This is a genomic window from Photobacterium sanguinicancri, from assembly GCF_002265265.1.
In the GTDB taxonomy this organism is placed as follows: domain Bacteria; phylum Pseudomonadota; class Gammaproteobacteria; order Enterobacterales; family Vibrionaceae; genus Photobacterium; species Photobacterium sanguinicancri.
Genome location: NZ_NOIF01000452.1, coordinates 1 through 464 on the forward strand (window position 1 = coordinate 1; position 464 = coordinate 464).

The window sequence follows — 464 nt, forward strand, 5'->3', positions numbered from 1 at the left end:
CGCAACGCCGAGGGCCAGTGGTTCCGCGCCTACGGCAACGAGACCTGGCCCTTCGACAAGGAAGGACTCATGACGCACCGCCACGCGAGCATCAACGACGTCGAGATCGACGAGTCCGACCGCAAGTTCTTCTGGGACAACTCCGGTCCCCGTCCCGCCGACCACCCCGGCCTGAGCGAGCTCGGTCTCTGATGGCCAGAACCGTCCTCGACCGGTCCGACGCGGTCCTCGCCCTCGCCGGCGTGTTCCGTAAGCGAGGCTTCGAGGGTGGTTCCCTGTCCGTCATCCAGCAGGAGACCGGCATCGGCCGCGGAAGCCTCTACCACTTCTTCCCCGACGGGAAGACGGACATGGCCCGCGCCGTCCTCGACCAGGTCAACGACTGGTTCGAAGAGAAGATCTTCGAGCCGCTGCGCACCGCGACCGATCCCCACCAGGCCATCGCGGACATGTCGCGAGAGGTC

The 464-nt window shown here is 66.6% G+C and carries 2 protein-coding genes; both read left to right on the forward strand.

What is annotated here, in order from left to right; genetic code table 11:
* On the forward strand, nt 1-192 hold a 192-nt coding region (locus ASV53_RS26560), incomplete at its 5' end, for a DUF1348 family protein (RefSeq protein ID WP_141226344.1).
* The coding region (locus tag ASV53_RS26565; protein ID WP_141226345.1) for a TetR/AcrR family transcriptional regulator at nt 192-464 on the forward strand (273 nt) is incomplete at its 3' end. The genes ASV53_RS26560 and ASV53_RS26565, both read left to right, overlap by 1 nt.